15 protein-coding genes are annotated in these 14,344 nt (G+C 62.4%); 10 read left to right on the forward strand and 5 right to left on the reverse strand.

The genetic code is table 11. The features are described 5' to 3' along the window. Positions 1 to 176: 176 nt before the first annotated feature. The 3 genes from J2857_RS08160 to J2857_RS08170 all read left to right on the forward strand — a co-directional run bounded on the left by J2857_RS08160 (position 177) and on the right by J2857_RS08170 (position 2,673). Positions 177 to 1,172, forward strand: coding sequence for an ABC transporter substrate-binding protein (locus tag J2857_RS08160; protein WP_210009597.1), 996 nt, complete (start codon positions 177 to 179; stop codon positions 1,170 to 1,172). 118 nt (positions 1,173 to 1,290) lie between these two features. Beyond that, positions 1,291 to 2,304, forward strand: coding sequence for a betaine--homocysteine S-methyltransferase (gene bmt, locus J2857_RS08165; protein WP_210009598.1), 1,014 nt, complete (start codon positions 1,291 to 1,293; stop codon positions 2,302 to 2,304). A 24-nt stretch (positions 2,305 to 2,328) separates the two neighbouring features. After that, complete coding sequence (locus J2857_RS08170; protein WP_210009599.1) at positions 2,329 to 2,673, forward strand: hypothetical protein; 345 nt, start codon at positions 2,329 to 2,331, stop codon at positions 2,671 to 2,673. Between the two features lies 1 nt (position 2,674). On the opposite strand, the gene J2857_RS08175 is transcribed toward J2857_RS08170, so the two are convergent. The 4 genes from J2857_RS08175 to J2857_RS08190 all read right to left on the reverse strand — a co-directional run bounded on the left by J2857_RS08175 (position 2,675) and on the right by J2857_RS08190 (position 7,719). Continuing rightward, on the reverse strand, positions 2,675 to 4,753 hold the full coding sequence (locus tag J2857_RS08175; RefSeq protein WP_245363050.1) for a VWA domain-containing protein: 2,079 nt from the start codon (positions 4,751 to 4,753) through the stop codon (positions 2,675 to 2,677). A 2-nt stretch (positions 4,754 to 4,755) separates the two neighbouring features. After that, on the reverse strand, positions 4,756 to 5,283 hold the full coding sequence (locus tag J2857_RS08180; RefSeq protein WP_210009600.1) for an RNA polymerase sigma factor: 528 nt from the start codon (positions 5,281 to 5,283) through the stop codon (positions 4,756 to 4,758). 82 nt (positions 5,284 to 5,365) lie between these two features. Beyond that, a complete protein-coding gene (locus J2857_RS08185; RefSeq protein WP_210009601.1) occupies positions 5,366 to 6,043 on the reverse strand; it encodes a ferredoxin in 678 nt (225 codons plus the stop codon). A 101-nt stretch (positions 6,044 to 6,144) separates the two neighbouring features. After that, entirely contained in the window at positions 6,145 to 7,719 is a 1,575-nt protein-coding gene (locus tag J2857_RS08190) for a trimethylamine methyltransferase family protein (protein ID WP_210009602.1), read from the reverse strand. Between the two features lie 261 nt (positions 7,720 to 7,980). On the opposite strand from J2857_RS08190, the gene J2857_RS08195 reads away from it, so the two are divergent. Then, positions 7,981 to 8,682, forward strand: coding sequence for a corrinoid protein (locus J2857_RS08195; protein ID WP_210009604.1), 702 nt, complete (start codon positions 7,981 to 7,983; stop codon positions 8,680 to 8,682). Positions 8,683 to 8,712: 30 nt separating this feature from the next. Here the strand turns inward: J2857_RS08195 and J2857_RS08200 are convergent, their stop codons facing one another. After that, complete coding sequence (locus tag J2857_RS08200; RefSeq protein WP_007773962.1) at positions 8,713 to 8,871, reverse strand: entericidin; 159 nt, start codon at positions 8,869 to 8,871, stop codon at positions 8,713 to 8,715. Positions 8,872 to 8,885: 14 nt separating this feature from the next. On the opposite strand from J2857_RS08200, the gene J2857_RS08205 reads away from it, so the two are divergent. From J2857_RS08205 to J2857_RS08230, 6 genes are all read left to right on the forward strand, one after another. Beyond that, positions 8,886 to 9,527 (forward strand): DUF1638 domain-containing protein, encoded by a 642-nt coding sequence (locus tag J2857_RS08205; RefSeq protein WP_210009606.1) that lies wholly within the window; start codon positions 8,886 to 8,888, stop codon positions 9,525 to 9,527. A 58-nt stretch (positions 9,528 to 9,585) separates the two neighbouring features. After that, positions 9,586 to 10,359 (forward strand): formyl transferase, encoded by a 774-nt coding sequence (locus J2857_RS08210; RefSeq protein WP_210009607.1) that lies wholly within the window; start codon positions 9,586 to 9,588, stop codon positions 10,357 to 10,359. 129 nt (positions 10,360 to 10,488) lie between these two features. After that, positions 10,489 to 10,791 (forward strand): virulence factor, encoded by a 303-nt coding sequence (locus J2857_RS08215; protein WP_210009608.1) that lies wholly within the window; start codon positions 10,489 to 10,491, stop codon positions 10,789 to 10,791. Positions 10,792 to 10,842: 51 nt separating this feature from the next. Then, positions 10,843 to 11,805 carry a methyltetrahydrofolate cobalamin methyltransferase gene (locus J2857_RS08220; protein ID WP_210009609.1) on the forward strand — a complete coding sequence of 321 codons (963 nt, stop codon included), beginning with the start codon at positions 10,843 to 10,845 and terminating at the stop codon, positions 11,803 to 11,805. 9 nt (positions 11,806 to 11,814) lie between these two features. Next, a complete protein-coding gene (locus J2857_RS08225; RefSeq protein WP_210009610.1) occupies positions 11,815 to 12,330 on the forward strand; it encodes a hypothetical protein in 516 nt (171 codons plus the stop codon). Next, positions 12,320 to 14,344: an ASKHA domain-containing protein gene (locus J2857_RS08230; RefSeq protein ID WP_210009611.1), complete on the forward strand. Its 2,025-nt coding sequence runs from the start codon at positions 12,320 to 12,322 to the stop codon at positions 14,342 to 14,344. Before J2857_RS08225 ends, J2857_RS08230 begins: the two co-directional genes overlap by 11 nt.

Consider the following 14,344-nt stretch of genomic DNA (forward strand, 5'->3'; position numbering starts at 1 on the left):
GAGGAAGACGTACCGTGATTTGAACTGACATAATAAATGCACACTATCCATGGAATGCTGTCGCAGATGCGAACGAGACCTATACTCGCAGGCCTGCTCAGACTGGATCCAACAGTGGCCACCACCTCGCGCTCGATTGAAGTAAGCAGTGAAAGGAAAGACCGGGAGGTCCCTGAATGAAAAAAATCCTCGCTTCCACGGTCTTTGCTGCCGGTCTCTATGCTTTCGCAGGGTCAGCCTCGGCGGATTGCGGTACGGTCTCGATCGCCGAAATGAACTGGGCCTCGGCCGGCATTGCGGCCAATCTCGACAAGGTCATCCTCGAACAAGGCTTCGGCTGCACGGTCCAGCTCGTCCCGGGCGACACGCTTCCGACCTTCACGTCCATGAACGAAAGAAGCCAGCCGGATCTGGCGCCGGAGTTCTGGATCAACTCCGTGCGCACCACACTCGACAAGGCCGTTGCCGAGGGCCGAATGATCGTCGGCGCGGAGATTCTCTCCGACGGGGCTGTCGAAGGCTGGTGGATCCCGAAATTCCTCGCCGACGCCCATCCCGACATCAAGACCGTGCAACAGGCGTTGACCCATCCGGATCTTTTCCCCGCGCCGCAGAAATCCGGAAGGGGTGCCGTCTATAACTGCCCGTCCGGCTGGAGCTGCCAGGTTTCGACCGCCAACCTGTTCCGCGCGCTTGGCGCCGAAGAAAAGAAATTCGATCTGATCGATACCGGCACGGCCGCCGGCCTTGACGGTTCGATCACCAACGCCTTCGAGAAAAAGACCGGCTGGCTCGGCTACTACTGGGCTCCGACGGCCTTTCTCGGCAAATACGAGATGGTGAAGCTCTCCTTCAACGTCCCGCACGACAAGGCCGATTGGGACGCCTGCACCGCCGTGGCGAACTGCCCGAACCCGAAGGTCAACTCCTATCCGACGTCCCAGGCCTTCACTCTGGTCACCAAACAATTCCCCCAGAAGGCGGAGGTGGCGATGGACTATATCAAGAGGCGCAAGTGGACCAATACGGCGGTCAACAGCTTGCTTGCCTGGCAGGAAGCGAACAAGAGCACCAACGAAGCTGCCGCCAAACATTTTCTGGAAACCAGTCCGGATATCTGGACCAAGTGGGTCGCTCCCGACGTCGCCGACAAGATCAAGGCATCGCTCTGACGCGATTGTTCGAACCGGCGTTGCTGAAGCCGTGGGCGTCGCGAAGAGGCAGGTGGCTGCGAGTTGCAATCATATAAAGGTTTCTTTATATGATATTTCCATTGCAAGGAGCGCCGCCATGCCGACCGCCAACGCACTGACCGAACTTCTGGCTGAAAAGGGCGTGCTGCTGGCCGACGGCGCGACCGGCACCAATCTCTTTGCCATGGGCCTGGAGGCCGGCGAGGCGCCGGAACTGTGGAACGAGGCCGCGCCTGAAAAGATCGAGAAGCTGCATCAGGATTTCGTCGATGCGGGCGCCGACATCATCCTTACCAATTCCTTCGGCGGCACGCGCCAGCGGCTGAAGCTGCACAGGGCGGAAGGCCGGGTGCACGAGCTCAACAGGCTTGCCGCCGAGATTGCCCGCAAGGTGGCAGACGGAGCGGGTCGCAAAGTGATCGTCGCGGGTTCGGTCGGACCGACCGGCGAGCTGCTCGCGCCGCTCGGTGCCATGACCTATGACGATGCAGTCGCCGCCTTTTCGGAACAGATCGAAGGCCTGAAGGCCGGCGGGGCCGATATCGCCTGGATCGAAACCATGTCCGCGCCGGAAGAAATCCGCGCGGCGGCCGAAGCTGCCGTCAAGGTCGGGTTGCCCTATACCTATACCGGCTCTTTCGACACGGCCGGCAGGACGATGATGGGGCTCGATCCCAAGCAGATCCACGGCGTGGCGAAGGATGTCGGCGAAGGCCCGGTGGCGGCCGGCGCCAATTGCGGCGTCGGCGCCTCCGATATCCTGTCGAGCCTGCTCGACATGACGGCGGCCGATCCCCATGCGGTGACCATCGTCAAGGGCAATTGCGGCATTCCGGAATTTCGCGGCTCCGAAATCTTCTATTCGGGTACGCCGCCGCTGATGGCCGAATATGCACGGCTTGCCCGCGATGCCGGCGCAAGGATCATCGGCGGATGCTGCGGCACGTCCTGCGAACATCTGGCCGCCATGCGCGCAGCACTCGACGATTATACCCCTCGGCCGCGTCCGACGATCGAGGAAATCGTCGACAAGATCGGCCCGCTGCGCAATAAGACCGCCAGTGAATCGGGCGGAGATTCCGGCCGGGAAAGACGCCGCCGCCGCGGCTGACCCGTTGGGCTGAAGGACACAGACATGGCAAACATATCCCCGATCGGCAGCCGGGAAACGGTAGCGGAAAGCCTTTCGAATTTCTCGGCCGAGAACCAGTCTTGGCTGACGCTGCTGATGGACAATCCGACATCCGACGAGCTGCTGCTCGATGGCCTGCATCTCTATCTCGACCAGGCCTCCGAAGCAAAATTCCTGAACTCGCTAAAGCTGCAGAAATGCGGCGAATGGATCGGCAACGCCGCCCCTGCCCGGCTGCAGATCCGGCTGATGGAAGCGGCGAAGTCCAGCCAGCATCCGGCTTATTCGGCGTTTCGCGACGGACTGACCCGCTCCGGGGGGCTGGAGCGGGCCTACCCCAAGGCCTGATTTATCGGCGGTCGAGCGTTTCGGCGAGCCGCACCAGGTCGAGGAAACCACCCCGATATCCGAACGCATCCTCGCCGCGGGCATTGCGCGCCATGTCGAGGATCAGGCGGTAGGGATAGGCGTCGAGCGCATCGGCGCCGCGCAGTTTCTGGCCGAAGGCGGCGACGGCCGTGGCGAAACGCACGTCCTGAGGCGCCGCCGAGAAGTCGCGCACCGCATTCATCTCGGTGACAACAGTGGTGATCAGCTTGCTGGTGTCGCCATCCGGCTGCTTGTAGCGGATTTTGACGAAGGCCATTTCATCGCTGATCGCAACCGGCGCGGAGGGCGCTGCCGGGCCGTAACGTAGTGGCTCGTTGAGCGCCGAGGCACTCCCCTTCGGCGTCACCTCGTAGATTGCCGTCACCGCATGGCCGGAACCAATATCGCCGGCATCCACCCGGTCGTTGTTGAAATCCTCGCGCTTCAGCGCCCGGGTCTCGTAGCCGACCAGGCGGTATTCGGAGATCTGCTGCGGGTTGAACTCCACCTGGATCTTGACGTCCTTGGCGATCGGGAAAAGCGTCGAGCCGGCCTCGTCGACAAGCGACTTCTGCGCCTCGGCAAGGGTGTCGATATAGGCAGCCGTGCCGTTGCCGTTCTGGGCGAGCGTCTGCATCAGGCTGTCGTTGAGATTGCCCTTGCCGAAGCCAAGAACCGACAGAAAAATGCCGTCCTTGCGGCGCTGCTCGATGATCCGCTTGAGCTCTTCGTCGCTGGAGGCACCCACATTGAAATCGCCGTCGGTCGCCAGCATCACCCGATTGACGCCGCCCTGGATGAAGGCCTGGCGGGCCAGCCGATAGGCCGCATCGATCCCTTCCGCGCCAGCCGTCGAGCCGCCCGGCCTCAGATTGTCGATCGCGGCGAGGATCCTGTCCCGTTCCCGGGCGGATGTCGGCTCCAGCACCGTCCCGGCGTTGCCGGCATAGGTGACGATCGAGACCTTGTCCTCCGGCTTCAATTTGCCGACCAGCAGGCGGAAGGCGCTTTTCAGGAGCGGCAGCTTGTCCGGCGCGTTCATCGAACCCGAAACGTCGATCAGGAAAACAAGATTGGCGGCAGGCTGAGAAGCCGGCGCTGTCTCGAAGCCCTTGATCGCCACATGCATCAGCCGCGTGCCGGTATTCCACGGCGTCGGCGTGACGGTGACGGTGGTACGGAACGGCTCGTCAACCGTCTGCGGCCGCGGCCAGTCATATGGGAAGTAGTTGATCATCTCCTCCACCCGCACGCTGTCCGGATCGGGCAGCCGCCCTTCCATCAGCGCGCGGCGGACGAGGGCATAGGACGCTGTATCGACGTCGACGGAGAAGGTCGAGACCGGATCCGTCGCAACGCTTTTCACCGGGTTGGTTTGTGCATTGGCGAAGCGGTCGCGGCTTTCTTCGAGCGGCGGCAGGATTCCGTGCTCAGTGGGCGCATAACGTGGAGCGACCGCCAACGGCGCCGCGCGTTCCGCCATGGCTGGCGGTGCGGGCATGGGACCGGGAGCCGTGGAAGCGGCAGGCGCACCGCTCCGCTTAACCGCACCGCCAGCTGTCTCCTGCCTGTTCAGCAGCCGAGCACCATCCGCCACGCTCGGATCGCTCTGCTTCGGGGATTGAGCCGGCTGTGGGGCATCGGTCTTTCGATCCGCTTCCCGCTGCCGCGGCGCAGCCGGTGTCGCGATTGACGGCACCGGCACTTTTTCCAGGGTCGGCTTCGGCGCGTCCAGGACTTGCGGCAGGTTGACCTGACCCGAGTTTGGCAGGTTACCGCGCGTCAGTTCGAAGGTCAGCAGGGCGGCTGCAGGAATGATCAGCATCGTCGCAAGCGCCGAGCCGGCGAGATAACGGTGTTGGGTGACCATGGGGGTGCTCCAGATCCGGTTGAGAACGGAGTTTTGACGCCGCCACCAGGAACTTCCTTTGCTGCGCGCTGCATTTTTTTCCGTCTCGTCGAACGCCTGCATGGCGGCGGCAAGCGCACGGGCGTGTGCCGTGCTGGAAGCGCGGGGCGCCGGGGGCAGGTTGCCGAGCTGGTCGAATTCGTCCGTCATGGTCAGACCACCTCCTTCTTCAGAAGGTCCTTCAATCGTTTGCGAGCCTCGTGCAGATGCCAGGAGACCGTGTTTTCGCTGCAGTCGAGAATGCCCGCCGCAGCCGCATGGGAGAGGCCCTCGCTATGAACCAAAAGGACTGCATCCCGCTGCTTTTCCGGCAGGCGGCGCACCGCGGCCCACAGCCAGTCGCCGCGGTCGTCTTCCTCCGATTCCAGATGCGAAAAGAAGATCGGATCGTTTGCGAGCCGGTCATGGTCGCGCCGCTGCCGGGATAATCGGCGCTGATGGTCGCGCACCGCATTCAGTGTCAGCGTGTAGAGCCAGGTGCGGAACGCGGACTGTCCCTTGAAGCCGCGGATCGCCTTGCCAAGACGGATGCAGACGTCCTGGGCAATGTCTTCCGCATCGCTTTGTGAGCCGCACCAGCGCCAGGCGACGGCATGAATGAAATCGTAATGCGTCTCGACGAGCGCTGAGAACGCATTGCGGTCGCCCTGGCATGCCTTATCGAGGATTTCCGCGCTCACTTATCCGCCCGCTTTTCCGTCGCTTGAAAACTTAGACGTTTCCCTCGGAGAATTCCTTGGGGGGCAAGAAAAAATTTTAAGTTCAGCGCATCAGCGCTTCCATATGGAATTCGAGCTGCTTCGGCGGGTAGCGATACCTTGCACCGACCGGACAGGCATTGCGAGCGACACAGCCGGAAACCATGCACGTCGCCTTGCCCGCGTCGCCCGCAAGATAGGCTCGGCATCGGGGAATGTCGAAGCCCGACAGGCTGACCGCATTGACGGGACAGGCCGACAGGCAGGGCTTATCCGCGCAGCTCTCGCAAGGATGCCTGGCCTCATCGGGCGATTTCTCGATCGCAAACGGAAAACCGAGAGCGCCGCGATAACCGTGCCAGAGCCCGAACTGCGGATGGATGAGGATGCCGAGCGGCGACGACTTCAGCCCTTCGGCCTTCATCGCCCATTGCTGGAACGGCTGCCAGGGCGGATCGGACGGAAAATAGGCGGCGGCTCCGAGTTGTTCGGCGAGCGGCCGGATCAGCGTCTTCGACCACGTATCGAGGGGATCGGGACAGTCATGGACTTTTCGCCATTCCGTAAACTCCGGCCAGATCGAACCTCCGACATTGCCGAGTAGTACGACGGCCCGTGCAAGGGTACCGTCGCCCAGCAACGGCCCCTCGCCCGGTCCGAAATTCACCACGCCGCGGATCAGGATGCCGTGGGGTTCGAGCGACGCGGCAATCTCGTCGAGAACTGGTGAAGGCGGCCTCACCGGGGCCCCTGGTATCTGTAATGCGGTCGCCAGACCCCCTCCTGGATGAAATCGGCGACCAGTCTGGCGCCGCCTTGCTCCCTGGCGGCATCGGGCTCTCTTCAGGTGAAGGCGTCGGGCATCGAATCCTTGCGATCCCGGATGAAGGCGAGCAACGCCTCGTCGATCGCGGGATCGAGCGGCGGCGCTTCGTAGCTGTCGAGCCAGGAGCGGCAGAGCGCGTTGGCGCGCTGCTCGATCCGCTTCTCGCCCTCGATCTCCCACTGTTCGAAGGAATTATTGTCCATCAGCGCCGAACGATAGAAGGCCGTCTGGAAATGCGCCTGCGTATGGGCACAACCGAGATAATGGCTGCCGGGGCCGACTTCGCGGATGGCATCGAGCGCCTGGCCTTCTTCGGACAAATCGACACCCTGCGCCATCTTCTGCATCATGCCGAGCTGGTCCTGGTCGATCATGAACTTCTCATACGAAGACACCAGGCCGCCTTCCAGCCAGCCGGCGGCATGCAGCACGAAATTGGTGCCTGCAAGCAGGGTCGTATTGAGCGTATTGGCCGATTCATGCGCCGCCTGCGCATCGGGCACTTTCGAGCCGCAGAGCGAACCGCCGGTGCGGAACGGCAGGCCGAGGCGGCGGGCGAGTTGTGCGGCGCCATAGGAGACCAGCGACGGTTCGGGAGTCCCGAAGGTCGGGGCACCCGACTGCATCGAGATCGACGCCGCGAAGGTGCCGAACAGAACCGGCGAGCCCTTGCGGATCAGCTGCGTCAGCGCAGCTCCTGCCAGCACTTCGGCAAGGATCTGCGTCAGCGTGCCCGTCACCGTCACCGGGCTCATGGCGCCGGACAGGATGAAGGGTGACACGACGGAGGCCTGGTTATGCCGGGCGTAGACCTTGAGCGCGCCGAGCATGGTTCCGTCGAACACCATCGGCGAGTTGGCGTTGATGAGGTTCAGGGTGACGCAGTTGTTCTCGACGAACTCGTCGCCGAACACCAGCTTCGTCATGGCGACCGTGTCCTCGGCGCGCTCCGGCGCGGTGACCGATCCCATGAACGGCTTGTCGGAATATTTGATATGGCTGTAGACCATGTCGAGATGCCGCTTGTTGACCGGCACATCGACCGGCTCGCAGACCGTGCCGCCCGACGAATGCATCGACGGCGCCATGTAGGCGAGCTTCACGAAATTGCGGAAATCCTCGATCGTCGCATAACGGCGCTTGCCGTCGAGATCGCGCACGAAGGGAGGCCCGTAGACCGGCGCGAACACGGTCGCCTTGCCGCCGATCTGGACATTGCGTTCCGGATTGCGGGCATGCCAGGTGAATTCGCTCGGTGCGGTCTTCAGGAGTTCGCGGCAGAGCCCCTTGGGGAAATGCACCCGGTGGCCCTGGACATCGGCACCCGCCTTCGCCCAGAGATCGAGTGCTTCGTCGTCGTCGCGGAATTCGATGCCGATCTCTTCGAGGATGAGATCCGCATTGCGCTCGATGAGAGCCAGTCCCTCCTCGTCCAGCACCTCGTAAACACCTATCTTGCGGGTGATATAGGGCAAGGAGAGGCCGGGACCGTTGCCCGCACGCGCCGCCCGGCGGCCTGCCGCGCCCCGCTCGCCGCGGCCGCGTCTTGCTCCACCGCCTGCCGGTTCCGTCTCTGGGGTCAAATCGTCCATGTGTCCTCACCTCGCCTTTTGTTGGCGCCTTTGTTCTGATGCGCCATGCTAGGCTCAACTGCAAGCCGAGCCCTGCCTTTCTGCGTCACGGGTTTGCGCAGGACAGACATTCCGACCTCGTCACGCCGTCGTTTTTCCGACGCGCCGCTGTCGCATACGAAAGAAATTGCCAAGCGAAATAAAGGTACAGATAGTCGAGACGGTCAGCGTCTGATTTGCCGGCTTGAAACCGCCGGCCCCTCGAACGAAGGGAAGCATTGCATGTCCGACGACGAAATCATCCTGGCGGAACTTTCCGACGAGGAACTCGTGCAGCAGATGCACGACGACCTTTACGACGGCTTGAAGGAGGAGATCGAGGAGGCGACCAACATCCTGCTCGCGCGCGGCTGGACGCCCTATGACGTCCTCACGAAGGCGCTGGTCGAAGGCATGCGCATCGTCGGCATCGATTTTCGCGATGGCATCCTGTTCGTGCCGGAAGTGCTGCTCTCGGCGAATGCCATGAAGGCCGGCATGTTCATCCTGCGGCCGCTTCTGGTCGAGACCGGTGCTCCGAAACTCGGCAAGATGGTGATCGGCACCGTCAAGGGCGACATCCATGACATCGGCAAGAACCTCGTCGGCATGATGATGGAGGGTGCGGGCTTCGACGTCGTCGATCTCGGCATCAACAATCCGGTCGAAAACTATCTTGAGGCGATCGAGCGGGAACAGCCGGATATTCTTGGAATGTCGGCACTTCTAACCACGACCATGCCCTATATGAAGGTCGTCATCGACACCCTGAAGGAAAAGGGCATGCGCGACGACTATATCGTCCTGGTCGGCGGCGCGCCGCTCAACGAGGAGTTCGGCAAGGCGGTCGGTGCCGATGCCTATTGCCGCGATGCGGCGGTCGCCGTCGAAACGGCAAAGGAATATATCCGCCGCAAGCACAACAGCCTTGCCGCCGGCGCCTGAGGCGCCGGAGGGCTTGCTGACGGCGACGCCTTAGCGCGCGGCGCGATCGACCCGGCGGCCCGCGTCCTGCGTGGCGTTGACGGTATTGGCCGTGTCCTTGCCTATGCCGCGAATGGTATTGCCGCAGGATGTAAGTGAAACCATCGTCGCGAGAAGTGCCGCGATCACCGTGACTGTCTTGGCCGTCATGATAGAATACTCCGATGAAGAGGAAGGAATTTGTGACGGAAATTGAATTTCCGGCAAAGGAACGTTCAACTCGCGAAAAAGTTCACGTGATCGCGTGCGGAGCGATCGCGCGGGAAATTCTCGCCGTTTCCAGGCAGCAGGGCCTCGGCCATATCGACCTCAACTGTCTTCCGGCCATCTGGCATGCCTATCCGCAAAAGATCGTTCCGGGGCTAGAGAAAGCCGTAGCCGAGGCGCGGCAAGCGGGTTTCGAAAAGATCTTTTTCGCCTATGCGGATTGCGGAACCGGCGGCGAGATCGACCGGCTCTGCGAGCGCGAGGGCATAGCCCGCATCGAGGGCCCACACTGTTATTCCTTCTTCGCCGGAAACGACGTTTTTGCCGCGAAAGCGGACGAAGACCTGTTCTCGTTTTTCCTGACGGACTTCCTTGCCCGCCAGTTCGAGGCCTTCGTCATCGAACCGCTCGGCCTCGACCGCCACCCGCAGCTGAAGGACATGTATTTCGGCAATTACCGAAAACTCGTCTATCTCAGCCAGGAAGAAGACAAGGTCCTCCAGGACAAGGCGCGTGGCGCCGCCGAATATCTCGGCCTGGAATACGAATACCGCTTCACCGGTTATGGCGACCTCACGCAGGCGTTACGCTCGGTTTAACCGTTTCTTCGGGCCTTCGTCGGAAGAGTGCGGTCCTGCGCTTTTTGCGGAGGGATCGATGCAGGACGGGAATTCTCGGATCGTGGTGATGACATCGGGCGGGGTGAACCCGCAGGTGATGATCAACGCATTGGCAAAACATTTTCCCGACCTGCATGTCATCGAGGAACAGCCGGAATCGAAGGGCACGCTGCTGAAACGCCGCGCCCGACGATTCGGCTGGTTCACCGCGCTCGGTCAGCTCGCTACGATGATCGCATCGAGGCTCACCAAGAGCGTGGCGGCAAGGCGCTCCGCCGAGATCATCCGCGACTACGGCCATTCCGCCGAACTGAACCCGGCAATCCCCGTGACGCGCGTAGCATCACTCAACGATCCGGCCTGTCACGCAGCGGTGACAAGCCTGAAGCCGGCAGCGATCTTCACCATATCCTGCGGCATCCTGTCGCCCGCTACACTTGCCGCAATGCCCTGCCCCGTCATCAATTTCCATGCGGGTATCAACCCGATGTATCGCGGCCAGATGGGTGGTTACTGGTCGCGTGTGGAAGGTGACGAGAAGAATTTTGGGGCGACCGTGCATCTGGTCGACAAGGGCATCGATACCGGCGGGACGCTCTACGAGAACCGCGTGACGCCGGCGCGCGCCGATACGCTCGCCACCTATCCGCTGCTGATGACCGCCTCTTCCGTCGATATCAGCGTCCATGCTCTTCAGGACGCCATCGACGGCACCTTGAAGCCGTACCAGCCGCAAGGCCCGTCCGCACTGCGTTTCCCGCCGCCGATCTGGACCTGGCTATACCACGGGCTGACCCGGAAGATCTGGTAACCGGCATCCGGCCCCGCATCCCGCAAGGCAATCCCATCGCCGCGTCGTATTTTGCTGGGTGCGACGTCGTCGCAAGCGCAGTCTTGTCGCCCGCAGCCGTGCATGCTGCGCCTCAATACGGAGGAATTCATGGCCGACCGCATCGTCGTCTTCTGGCGGGATATTCCGGCTCAGGTGATCATCAAGAAGGGCCGCCAGACTGCCAAGCGGGAATTGTCGCTGCGCTTCACCGAGGCGATCGACATGTGCGCGATGCGCAGCGGCGCCGCCGGCACGGACGACTACCTTGCAGAATGGCGCAAGGCCGAGCCGACCGTCGTTTCCGACGATCTTGAAGCCGAAGCCGACAGGGCGGCCGCCGAGCTCGAGGCGGCCTACGACAGGGAAAAACTCGTCGCGCTGGTGAAGACGGGCGGCCGTGACATCGCCTGACGTTCAGACTGCCACATCGTTTGGCGCCGCGTCGCGCGCCTGGAGGAAGAAATGACCCGCACCATCGTCGCATCCGCAACCCGGGAGATCGTGATCGGCTTCGACCAGCCCTTTTGCGTGATCGGCGAACGCATCAACCCGACGGGCCGCAAGAAGCTCGCGGCCGAAATGATCGAGGGCAATTTCGACACGGTCATCAGGGATGCGCTGGAACAGGTCGCGGCCGGCGCCACCATGCTCGACGTCAATGCCGGGGTCACCTCGGTCAATCCCAACGAAACCGAACCCGGCCTGCTCGTCCAGACGTTGGAAATCGTCCAGGGCCTTGTCGACGTGCCGCTGTCGATCGACAGTTCCGTAACGGCCGCGATCGAGGCGGCGCTGAAGGTCGCCAGGGGCCGGCCGCTGATCAACTCGGTCACCGGCGAGGAGGAAAAGCTCGAGGCGATCCTTCCACTCTGCAAGAAATACGACGTGCCGGTCGTGGCGATCTCCAACGACGAAACCGGCATTTCGATGGATCCCGACGTGCGTTTCGCAGTCGCCAAGAAGATCGTCGAACGCGCCGCCGACTACGGCATCAAACCGCACGACATCGTCGTCGATCCGCTGGTCATGCCGATCGGCGCGCTCGGTACCGCCGGCCTGCAGGTCTTTGCCCTCCTGCGGCGCCTGCGCGAGGAGCTGAAGGTCAACACCACCTGCGGGCTCTCCAACATCTCCTTCGGCCTGCCGCACCGCCATGGCATCAATGCCGGCTTCATCCCGATGGTGATCGGCGCCGGAATGACGTCGGCGATCATGAACCCCTGCCGGCCGCAGGAGATGGAAGCGGTGCGCGCCGCCAACGTGCTGAACGGCACGGATCAGAATTGCGGTAACTGGATCATGACCTATCGGGACTATAAGCCGGTCGAAGGCGGTGGAGCCGCGGCAACGGCCGCACCGTCGGCTGCCAGCGGCCGACGCGGCGGCCGGGCCGCACGGGCTGGCGCCGGAGCGCGGACGGAGTGACAGGAAGAGATGTTCGACGGAACTCAACACTATAGGTTCTCGTCCCTGAGAGAAAACATCGTCGAGCATCTGTTCGTCGGCTTAGCTCTCAAAAAACTATGGGAGCACGGTATTGTTGACGTCGAGATTCTGCGGTCAGAATTCGACGCCTACGGATACGACCTCGTTATTAGCCGGGGTGACCTTGTACGCCACGTCCAGATAAAATCAGGGACATCGCCTAAGAAGATCTCGGTATCGAGATTTCTTGCCGAACGTCCGAGCGGATGCATCGTGTTCATAGTGCTCGACGATATGCTGAACATGACTTCATTCATGTTCTATGGGGCAGATCCTGGCGCACCTCTTCCTGATATCGAAGGATTGAAAACCACAAAAAGGGCAACAGCCAACAGCCAAGGCTTGAAGCCTATTCGCGAAAATCACCGGGATGTCCCGCCATCGGCTTTCAGAAAGCTCAATGACCTGGATCATCTGCTTGAGGCCCTTTTGGGGCTCAAGCTGAAAGCAAGCAATGAAAACTGATCCCCTTGTCCTTTTCATGCCATCCGGCAAGCGCGGCCGGTTTCCGGTCGGCACGCCGGTGCTCGATGCCGCGCGCCAGCTCGGCGTCTATGTGGAGAGCGTCTGCGGCGGGCGGGCGACCTGCGGGCGATGCCAGGTCTCGGTCCAGGAGGGACATTTCGCCAAGCACGGCATTACCTCGGCGAACGACCACCTGTCGCCGTTCGGCCCGAAGGAGGAGCGCTACGACCGCGTGCGGGGGCTTCCCGAGGGACGCCGCCTCTCCTGCTCGACCCAGATACTCGGCGATCTCGTCGTCGACGTGCCGCAGGATACGGTGATCAATGCCCAGGTGGTCCGCAAGGCGGCCGACGAGCGGGTCTTCGACCGCAATCCGGCGATACGCATGTGTTATGTCGAGGTCGAGGAACCCGACATGGAAAAACCGCTCGGCGATCTTGACCGGCTGAAGGCAGCACTTGCCGCCGAGTGGCATTTCGACGATCTGGATGTCGATTTCCACCTGATTCCGAAAGTGCAGCAGATCCTGCGCAAGGGCGAATGGAAGGTCACCGCGGCGATCCACAAGGATCGCGACGACGACCGCGCCCGCCTCGTCGCGCTCTACTCAGGCCTCAAGAACGAGGCCTACGGGATTGCCTGCGATATCGGCTCGACGACGATCGCCATGCACCTGTCGTCGCTGCTGTCGGGCCGCACCGTGGCATCGGCCGGCACGTCGAACCCGCAGATCCGCTTCGGCGAGGATCTGATGAGCCGCGTCTCCTATGTGATGATGAACCCGGACGGCCGCGAGGCGATGACGTTAGCCGTGCGCGAGGCGCTGAACGGATTGATCGACAAGGTCTGCGCTGAAGGCGGCGTTTCGAGGAGCGACATTCTCGACAGCGTCTTCGTAGGCAATCCGATCATGCACCACCTCTTCCTCGGCATCGATCCGACCGAACTTGGCGGCGCCCCCTTCGCGCTTGCCGTTTCCGGAGCGGTTCAGGTCAGATCCTCCGAGATCGGCTTGCCGATGAACGAAGGCACCCGCACCTATCTCCTGCCCTGCATCGCCGGCCATGTCGGTGCCGATGCCGCGGCGGCCACCCTGTCGGAAGGCCCGCACCGGCAGGAGGAGATGATGCTGCTGGTCGATATCGGCACAAATGCGGAAATCGTGCTCGGAAATTCGACCCGGGTCGTCGCGGCCTCCTCGCCGACCGGTCCGGCCTTCGAAGGTGCCGAAATCTCGTCGGGCCAGCGGGCAGCACCCGGCGCCATCGAGCGTATCCGCATCGACGCCGAAACCCTTGAGCCGCGCTTCCGGGTGATCGGCATCGAGCCCTGGTCGGACGAGCCGGGTTTTGCGGAGGCCGCCGCCGCGACCGGCATTACCGGCATCTGCGGCTCGGCCATCATCGAAGTGATTGCCGAAATGTTCCTCGCAGGATTGATTTCGGAGGACGGCGTGGTGGATGGCGCGATGGCGGACCGCTCACCGCGCATCCTCCAGAACGGCCGGACCTTCTCCTATCTCGTCCATGACGGCGAGCAGCGCATCACCGTCACCCAGAACGACGTGCGGGCCATCCAGCTCGCCAAGGCGGCGCTTTATGCGGGCGTGAAGCTGTTGATGGACAAGCAGGGCGTCGACCATGTCGATCGCATTGGCCTTGCCGGCGCCTTCGGCACGTTCATCGATCCGAAATATGCGATGGTGCTGGGCCTCATCCCGGATTGCGACCTTGCCCGCGTCAAGTCGGTCGGCAATGCCGCCGGAACCGGCGCGCGCATGTGCCTTCTCAATCGTAGCTACCGCCGCGAGATCGAGGAGACCGTCCGCAGGATCGAGAAGATAGAGACGGCTCTGGAACCGAAATTCCAGGAGCATTTCGTCTATGCCATGGCGCTACCGAACAAGGTCGATGGCTTCCCGAACCTCAGCACGGTCGTAACCTTGCCCGAGCGCAAGGCGCTGGCGGAGGCTTCGGGAGATGGCGGCCGCAGGCGTCGCCGCGGCCGCGAGTAA

The organism is Neorhizobium galegae, assembly GCF_017877055.1.
Lineage (GTDB): Bacteria > Pseudomonadota > Alphaproteobacteria > Rhizobiales > Rhizobiaceae > Neorhizobium > Neorhizobium galegae_D.

What these genes read in the sequence shown, in the direction of transcription:
- J2857_RS08205 (WP_210009606.1), top strand. Translation starts at nt 8,886, where the DNA reads ATGAAGAGGAAGGAATTTGTGACGGAAATTGAATTTCCGGCAAAGGAA.
- J2857_RS08220 (WP_210009609.1), top strand. Translation starts at nt 10,843, where the DNA reads ATGACCCGCACCATCGTCGCATCCGCAACCCGGGAGATCGTGATCGGC.
- J2857_RS08175 (WP_245363050.1), bottom strand. Translation starts at nt 4,753, where the DNA reads ATGACGGACGAATTCGACCAGCTCGGCAACCTGCCCCCGGCGCCCCGC.
- J2857_RS08200 (WP_007773962.1), bottom strand. Translation starts at nt 8,871, where the DNA reads ATGACGGCCAAGACAGTCACGGTGATCGCGGCACTTCTCGCGACGATG.
- bmt (WP_210009598.1), top strand. Translation starts at nt 1,291, where the DNA reads ATGCCGACCGCCAACGCACTGACCGAACTTCTGGCTGAAAAGGGCGTG.
- J2857_RS08230 (WP_210009611.1), top strand. Translation starts at nt 12,320, where the DNA reads ATGAAAACTGATCCCCTTGTCCTTTTCATGCCATCCGGCAAGCGCGGC.
- J2857_RS08210 (WP_210009607.1), top strand. Translation starts at nt 9,586, where the DNA reads ATGCAGGACGGGAATTCTCGGATCGTGGTGATGACATCGGGCGGGGTG.
- J2857_RS08195 (WP_210009604.1), top strand. Translation starts at nt 7,981, where the DNA reads ATGTCCGACGACGAAATCATCCTGGCGGAACTTTCCGACGAGGAACTC.
- J2857_RS08160 (WP_210009597.1), top strand. Translation starts at nt 177, where the DNA reads ATGAAAAAAATCCTCGCTTCCACGGTCTTTGCTGCCGGTCTCTATGCT.
- J2857_RS08225 (WP_210009610.1), top strand. Translation starts at nt 11,815, where the DNA reads ATGTTCGACGGAACTCAACACTATAGGTTCTCGTCCCTGAGAGAAAAC.
- J2857_RS08215 (WP_210009608.1), top strand. Translation starts at nt 10,489, where the DNA reads ATGGCCGACCGCATCGTCGTCTTCTGGCGGGATATTCCGGCTCAGGTG.
- J2857_RS08170 (WP_210009599.1), top strand. Translation starts at nt 2,329, where the DNA reads ATGGCAAACATATCCCCGATCGGCAGCCGGGAAACGGTAGCGGAAAGC.
- J2857_RS08190 (WP_210009602.1), bottom strand. Translation starts at nt 7,719, where the DNA reads ATGGACGATTTGACCCCAGAGACGGAACCGGCAGGCGGTGGAGCAAGA.